The sequence below is a fragment of the Methylibium sp. T29 genome (assembly GCF_000576205.1).
Classification (GTDB): Bacteria; Pseudomonadota; Gammaproteobacteria; order Burkholderiales; family Burkholderiaceae_C; genus Methylibium; species Methylibium petroleiphilum.
This window is the reverse complement of record NZ_AZND01000023.1, coordinates 21,542-28,610: the sequence shown is the minus strand read 5'-3', so window position 1 is coordinate 28,610 and position 7,069 is coordinate 21,542. Positions and strand designations below refer to the sequence as shown.

At 70.5% G+C, this 7,069-nt stretch carries 5 protein-coding genes and 1 pseudogene; all 6 read left to right on the top strand.

What is annotated here, in order from left to right; genetic code table 11:
* The first annotated feature begins 24 nt into the window (after positions 1–24).
* The 6 genes and pseudogenes from ftsW to ftsA all read left to right on the top strand — a co-directional run bounded on the left by ftsW (position 25) and on the right by ftsA (position 7,016).
* Positions 25–1,263 carry a putative lipid II flippase FtsW gene (gene ftsW / locus x551_RS05570; protein ID WP_253950305.1) on the top strand — a complete coding sequence of 413 codons (1,239 nt, stop codon included), beginning with the start codon at positions 25–27 and terminating at the stop codon, positions 1,261–1,263.
* Positions 1,264–1,378: 115 nt separating this feature from the next.
* The gene (gene murG / locus x551_RS05565) at positions 1,379–2,482 is read left to right on the top strand and encodes an undecaprenyldiphospho-muramoylpentapeptide beta-N-acetylglucosaminyltransferase (RefSeq protein WP_036233163.1); all 1,104 of its coding nucleotides are present in this window, start codon (positions 1,379–1,381) and stop codon (positions 2,480–2,482) included.
* A gap of 105 nt (positions 2,483–2,587) precedes the next feature.
* Positions 2,588–3,996: pseudogene (gene murC / locus x551_RS05560) on the top strand (UDP-N-acetylmuramate--L-alanine ligase).
* A complete protein-coding gene (locus x551_RS05555) occupies positions 3,993–4,952 on the top strand; it encodes a D-alanine--D-alanine ligase (RefSeq protein ID WP_011828064.1) in 960 nt (319 codons plus the stop codon). The pseudogene murC and the gene x551_RS05555 overlap by 4 nt, the downstream one beginning before the upstream one ends.
* A gap of 7 nt (positions 4,953–4,959) precedes the next feature.
* Positions 4,960–5,766, top strand: coding sequence for a cell division protein FtsQ/DivIB (locus x551_RS05550; protein ID WP_011828065.1), 807 nt, complete (start codon positions 4,960–4,962; stop codon positions 5,764–5,766).
* Positions 5,767–5,786: 20 nt separating this feature from the next.
* Positions 5,787–7,016 (top strand): cell division protein FtsA, encoded by a 1,230-nt coding sequence (gene ftsA, locus x551_RS05545; RefSeq protein ID WP_011828066.1) that lies wholly within the window; start codon positions 5,787–5,789, stop codon positions 7,014–7,016.
* The last annotated feature ends 53 nt before the right edge of the window (positions 7,017–7,069 follow it).

Genomic DNA, 7,069 nt, shown 5'->3' with positions numbered 1-7,069 from the left:
CGGCGCCGCCCGGGGCTGGCCGCGCTGAAGGAGCGCGCGGCGCGCTGGCTGGGCCGCGGTGCGGGCAGCGAGACACTGCCGATCCGCGACTGGGTCAGCGTGTCCAACGGCCAGCCGGCGCGCCTGCTGGGCTTCGATCAGATGATGGTCTGCGTGGTGATCGCGCTGCTCGCGCTCGGCCTGGTGATGGTCTATTCGACCTCGATCGCGCTGCCGGACGACCCGCGCACCGCGCGTGTCGCGCCCACCCACCACTACCTGATGGTGCGCCATGCCTTCGGCCTGTTGATCGCGCTGGGCGCGTCGCTCGCGGTGGTGCAGGTGCCGCTGCGGCTGTGGGAGCGCTGGGCGCCGTGGCTGTTCGTCGCCGCGCTGGTGCTGCTGGTGCTGGTGCTCATCCCGCACATCGGGCGCGCCAGCAAGGGCGCGCGGCGCTGGATCCCGCTGGGTTTCATGAGCTTCCAGCCCAGCGAACTGGCCAAGCTGGGCATCGCCATGTATGCCGCCAGCTACATGGTGCGCAAGATGGAGATCAAGGAGCACTTCACGCGCGCCGTGGCGCCGATGGCGGCCGCGCTCGCGGTGATCGGCGTGCTGCTGCTGGCCGAGCCCGACATGGGCGCGTTCATCGTCATCGCAGCCATCGCGATGGGCATCCTGTTCCTCGGTGGCGTGAACGGCCGCATGTTCCTGCTCAGCATCGCGGTGCTGCTGGGCGCCTTCGTGTCGATGATCATCGCGAGCCCCTGGCGGGCCGAACGCATCCTGGCGTTTCTCAGCCCCTGGGACCCGCTGTACGCGCAGGGCAAGGGCTACCAGCTCACGCATTCGCTGATCGCGCTGGGCCGCGGCGAGATCTTCGGCCAGGGCCTGGGCTCCAGCGTCGAGAAGCTGCACTACCTGCCGGAGGCGCACACCGACTTCCTGCTGGCGGTGATCGGCGAGGAGCTGGGCTTCGTCGGCGTTGCGCTGGTGATCGCCGCCTTCTTCTGGCTCACGCGCCGCATCTTCCACATCGGCCGCCAGGCGATCGCGCTCGACCGCGTGTTCTCCGGCCTGCTGGCGCAGGGCATCGGCATCTGGATGGGCGGTCAGGCGTTCATCAACATGGGCGTGAACCTCGGCGTGCTGCCGACCAAGGGCCTGACGCTGCCGCTGATGAGCTACGGCGGCTCGGCGATCCTGATGAACTGCGTGGCGTTGGCGATCGTGTTGCGGGTCGATATCGAGAACCGGCAGCTCATGCGAGGAGGGCGCGCGTGAGCGGCGCTTTCATCCAGGGCATGGCTGAGGCTATCGGCTTGGTGCGGTGCCGTGCGCGGCAGCCCGCCGGGTCTCGCCCCGGCGCGGTGCCGTCCGCAGGTGCAGGAGTCACGCCATGACTCAACGCCACCTCGTCGTCATGGCCGCCGGCACCGGCGGCCACATCATTCCCGGCCTGGCCGTCGCCCAGGAGATGCAGCACCGCGGCTGGACCGTCAGCTGGCTCGGCACCGAGCAGGGCATGGAGAACCGCCTCGTGCCGCCGGCCGCCGAGTCGGGCATCGAGATGGACACCATCGCCTTCAGCGGGCTGCGCGGCAAGGGCCTGCTGCACACGCTGACCGGCGGCCTGCGGCTGCTGGGTGCGTTCGCGGCCTGCGTGAAGATCCTGCGCCGCCGCGCCACCACCGCGGTGCTGGGCATGGGCGGTTATGTGTGCTTCCCGGGCGGGCTGATGGCCTCGCTGCTGGGCAAGCCGCTGATCCTGGTCAATGCCGATGCGGCGCTGCTGATGAGCAACCGCGCGCTGAAGCCGGTGGCCGACCGCATCGCCTTCGGCTTCGACGGCGCCGCGGCAGCCACCACGAGGCAGGCGGTCGTCACCGGCAATCCGGTGCGTGCCGAGATCGAGACACTGCCCGAGCCGCCGGTGCGCTACGCCGGGCGCGAGGGACCGCTGCGCGTGCTGGTGGTCGGGGGCAGCCTGGGGGCGCGCGTGCTCAACGAGACCCTGCCACAGGCGCTGGCCCTGCTGGCGCCCGCGGAACGGCCGCGCGTGCTGCACCAGACCGGCCAGCTCAACCGCGACGGCGTGAAGGAGGCCTATGCGGCCGTGGGCATCGACGACGGTGTCGAGGTGCTGGCCTTCATCGACGACATGGCCGCGCGGCTCGCGCACTGCGACGTGGTGATCTGCCGTGCCGGCGCAGTGACGGTCAGCGAGCTGTGTGCCGCCGGCGTGGCGAGTGTCCTGGTGCCGCTGATCGTGAGCACCACCTCGCACCAGCGCGACAACGCGCTCTACATGGCGCAGCACGGTGCGGCGATCCACCTGCCGCAGAGCGAGTTGACGCCGCAGGCGCTGGCCGAGCGGCTGCGCACGCTGGACCGGCCGCAGTTGCTGGGCATGGCCGAGAAGGCGCGTGCGCTGTCACGCCCGCGCGCCGCGGCCCGTGTGGCCGACGAGATCGAGCGTCTCGTGCGAAAGGACGGGCTGTGATGAACCTGCAGACACTTGCGCACGCGGGCCGAGCGCCGGGCCGCCCCAAGCCGGCCCGTATCCCCGCGGGGATCGGCCGACGTACGCGTCGGACGAGGGGCTGTCATGAAGCACGCAGTCAAGCACATCCACTTCGTCGGCATCGGCGGCGCCGGCATGAGCGGCATCGCCGAGATCCTGCACAACCTGGGCTACCGGGTGTCGGGCTCCGACCAGAGCGACGGCGCGACGACGCGGCGGCTGGCCTCGCTGGGCATCCGCGTGGCGATCGGCCACGACGCTGCGCACATCGCCGGCGCCGAGGCGGTGGTCACGTCCACCGCGGTGAAGGGAGACAACCCCGAGGTGATCGCGGCGCGGTCCCGGCGCGTGCCGGTGGTGCCGCGCGCGGTGATGCTGGCCGAGCTGATGCGCCTGAAGCAGGGCATCGCGATCGCCGGCACGCACGGCAAGACCACCACCACCTCGCTGGTCGCCAGCGTGCTGGCCGAAGCCGGGCTGGACCCGACCTTCGTGATCGGCGGTCGGCTCAACAGCGCCGGCGCGAACTCGCGGCTCGGCGCCGGCGACTACATCGTGGTCGAGGCGGACGAGTCGGACGCCTCGTTCCTGAACCTGCTGCCGGTGCTGAGCGTCGTGACCAACATCGACGCCGACCACATGGACACCTACGGCCACGACCTCGGCCGACTGAAGCACGCCTTCCTCGAATTCCTCCACCGCATGCCGTTCTACGGCGCGGCCATCATCTGCGGCGACGACCCCGGCGTGCGTTCCATCATCCCGATGATCTCGCGGCCGGTGGTGAGCTACGGCTTCGGCGAGGATGCGCAGATCCGCGCGGTCGACGTGCTGGCGCTGCCGGGGGGGCAGATGCGCTTCACCGCGCAGCGCCGCAACGGCGTGGTGATGCCCGACCTGCCGATCACGCTCAATCTGCCGGGCCGGCACAACGTGCTCAACGCGCTGGCGGTCATCGCGGTGGCGGCCGAGCTGGAGCTGCCCGATGCGCCGGTGCAGAAGGCGCTGGCCGCCTTCGACGGCGTGGGCCGGCGCTTCCAGCGCTACGGCGAGCTGCCGACGCCGGCCGGTGGTCGCTTCACGCTGATCGACGACTACGGCCACCACCCGGTGGAGATGGCCGCGGTGATCGCCGCGGCGCGCGGTGCCTTCCCGGGGCGCCGCCTGGTGATCGCCTTCCAGCCGCACCGCTACACCCGCACGCGCGACTGTTTCGAGGACTTCGTCAAGGTGATGGGTGGCGCCGACGCGGTGCTGCTGGGCGAGGTCTACGCCGCCGGCGAAGCGCCGATCGTGGCTGCCGACGGGCGCGCGCTGGCGCGCGCGCTGCGGGTCGGCGGCAAGCTCGAACCGGTGTTCGTGGACGAGATCGCGGCGATGCCGCAGGCCATCGCCGACAACGTGCAGGACGGCGATGTGGTGATCACCATGGGGCGGGCTCGATCGGCGCCGTGCCCGGCCAGGTGGTCGAACTGTTGGGAGCCCACGCATGAGCGCCACCCCCGATCCCCGGTCCTTCGGCAAGGTCGCCGTGCTGATGGGCGGCACCTCGGCCGAACGCGACATCTCGCTGATGTCCGGCGGCGGCGTGCTGAAGGCGCTGCAGGACGCCGGCGTCGACGCCCACGCCTTCGATCCGAAGGATCACGAACTGGTCGAGCTGCGGCGCCAGGGCTTCCAGCGCTGCTTCATTGCGCTGCACGGTCGGCACGGCGAGGACGGCACGGTGCAGGGCGCGCTGGAGCTGCTGCGCATTCCGTACACCGGTTCGGGCGTGATGGCGAGCGCCATCGCGATGGACAAGATCATGACCAAGCGCGTGTGGCTCGCCGAAGGGCTGCCGACGCCACGCTACGTGCGGCTCGCGCCTGACGAGCAGACGCCCGAGCGGGTGCGCGGCGTGCCCGACGACCTGGGCCTGCCGTTGATCGTGAAGCCGCCGCGCGAGGGCTCGTCGATCGGCGTCACCAAGGTGCTCGGCTATTCGCAGATGCAGGACGCGGTGGCGCTGTCGGCCCGCCACGATCCCGACGTGCTGTGCGAGGAGTTCATCGACGGCGCCGAGGTGACCTGCCCGGTGCTGGGCGAGGGCGCGAATGCTCGCGCGCTGCCGGTGATCCGCATCGTGCCGCCCGAGGCCGGCTACGACTACCAGAACAAGTACTTCACCGACGAGGTGAAGTATCTCTGTCCGAGCGGCCTGCCGGCGGACGAGGAGGCCGAGATCCAGCGCATCGTGCTGGCCGCCTACCGAGCGCTGGGCTGCCGCGGCTGGGGTCGGGCCGACCTGATGATCCGCGCCAGCGATCGCAAGCCCTTCCTGCTGGAGATGAACACCTCGCCGGGCATGACCGGCCATTCGCTGGTGCCGATGTCGGCCAAGGCCGCAGGCCTCGGCTACGAGCAGCTGTGCCTGCACATCCTGCAGGGAGCGGCGCTCGACGCCTGAGCCCCTCATGGCCCGCAGACCCCGCCTCCCCGCGAAGCCGCAGCCGCTGCCGGCCGATGTGCGCCTGATGCGCACCGGCGCCAGCGTGCTGTTCGCGTTCGCGCTGCTGGCCTTCATCGGGCTGCTGCTGACCTGGGCGCTGCGCGCGCCGCTGTTCACGCTGCGCGGCGTTCGCGTGGAGGGCGAGGTGGCGCGCAACAGCGTGACCACGATCCGTGCCAATGCGATGCCCAAGCTGAGCGGCAACTTCTTCAGCCTCGATCTCGCGCAGGCCCAGGAGGCCTTCCAGTCCGTGCCCTGGGTGCGGCGGGCCGCGGTGCAGCGGGTGTGGCCGAACCGGCTGGCCGTGCGCCTCGAAGAACACCACGTCGCCGCATGGTGGCACCAGGAGGACGGCGACGACAAGCTCGTCAACGTGCAGGGGGAGGTGTTCGAGGCGAACCCGGGCGACGTCGAGGACGAGAACCTGCCGGTGCTGCAGGGGCCGGAGGGCAGTTCGGCGTCGATGCTCGCGATGTACCGGCGGCTGGTGCCGGCGTTCGAGGCCATTGGCGCGAGCATCGAGACGCTGGCGATGAGCGCGCGCGGTTCCTGGCGAGCCGAGCTGGACAGCGGCGCGCAGGTCGAGCTCGGCCGCGGCGGCGAGGACGAGGTGATGGCGCGGGTGCAGGCCTTCGTGGGCACCGTGCCGCAGCTGACGGCGCGCTACGAGCGCCCGCTGGCGTATGCAGACCTGCGCCACGCCGACGGCTACGCGCTGCGGCTCAAGGGCATCGGCACGGCGGCGCCGACGGCGGCGGCAGGCAGGAAATAGAAGGAAAAGGCGGGAAGCACATGGCCAAGGAATACAAGGATCTCGTCGTCGGGCTCGACATCGGCACCGCCAAGGTGATGGCGGTGGTGGCCGAGGTGCTGCCCGAGGGTGAGCTGCGCGTCGCCGGCATCGGCACCGCGCCGGCCCATGGGCTCAAGCGCGGCGTGGTGGTGAACATCGACGCGACGGTCCAGTCCATCCAGCAGGCCTTGAAGGAGGCCGAGATGATGGCCGACTGCAAGATCACGCGCGTCTACACCGGCATCACCGGCAGCCACATCCGCGGCCAGAACTCCACCGGCATGGTGATCGTGCGCGACAAGGAGGTCACGCCGGTCGACGTGGCGCGCGTGATCGAGACCGCCAAGGCGATCAACATCCCGAACGACCAGCGCATGCTGCTGGTCGAGGCGCAGGAGTTCGTGATCGACGGCCACGAGGTCAAGGAGCCGATCGGCATGAGCGGCGGCCGCCTCGAGGTCAAGGTGCACATCGTGACCGGCGCGCAGAGCGCGGCCGAGAACATCATCAAGTGCGTGCGCCGCTGCGGGCTGGAAGTGGACATGCTGGTACTCAACCCCAGCGCGTCCAGCCACGCGGTGCTGACCGACGACGAGAAGGACCTGGGCGTCGCGCTGGTCGACATCGGCGCCGGCACGACCGACGTGTCGATCTTCACCGACGGCTCGGTGCGCCACACCGCGGTGATCCCGATCGCCGGCGACCTGATCACCAGCGACATCGCGATGGCGCTGCGCACGCCGACCAAGGACGCCGAGGAGATCAAGGTCGAGCACGGCGTGGCCAAGCAGCTGCTGGCCGATCCGAACGAGCAGGTCGAGGTGCCGGGGCTCGGCGACCGCGGCCCGCGCATGCTCAGCCGCCAGGCGCTGGCCGGCGTGATCGAGCCGCGCGTCGAGGAGATCTTCTCGCTGGTGCACCAGGTGATCCGCGAGAGCGGCTACGAGGAGCTGCTGTCCAGCGGCATCGTGCTCACCGGCGGCACCGCGGTGATGCCCGGCATGGTCGAGCTGGGCGAGGACATCTTTCTGAAGCCGGTGAGGAAGGGGCTGCCCACCTACGCCGGCGCACTGTCAGACATGGTGGCGAGCCCGCGCTCGGCCACCGTGATGGGCTTGCTCGAAGAGGCGAGGCTCGCGCGCACGCGCGGCATGAAGGCAGCGCAGCAGGCGGGGTCGGTCCAGACCCTGTTCGGCCGCGTCAAGGATTGGTTCATCGGGAATTTTTAGGGCGTCATCCAGCCCACGTTTTCAACCGGCAACTGCATCAGACGAAGGAGGTC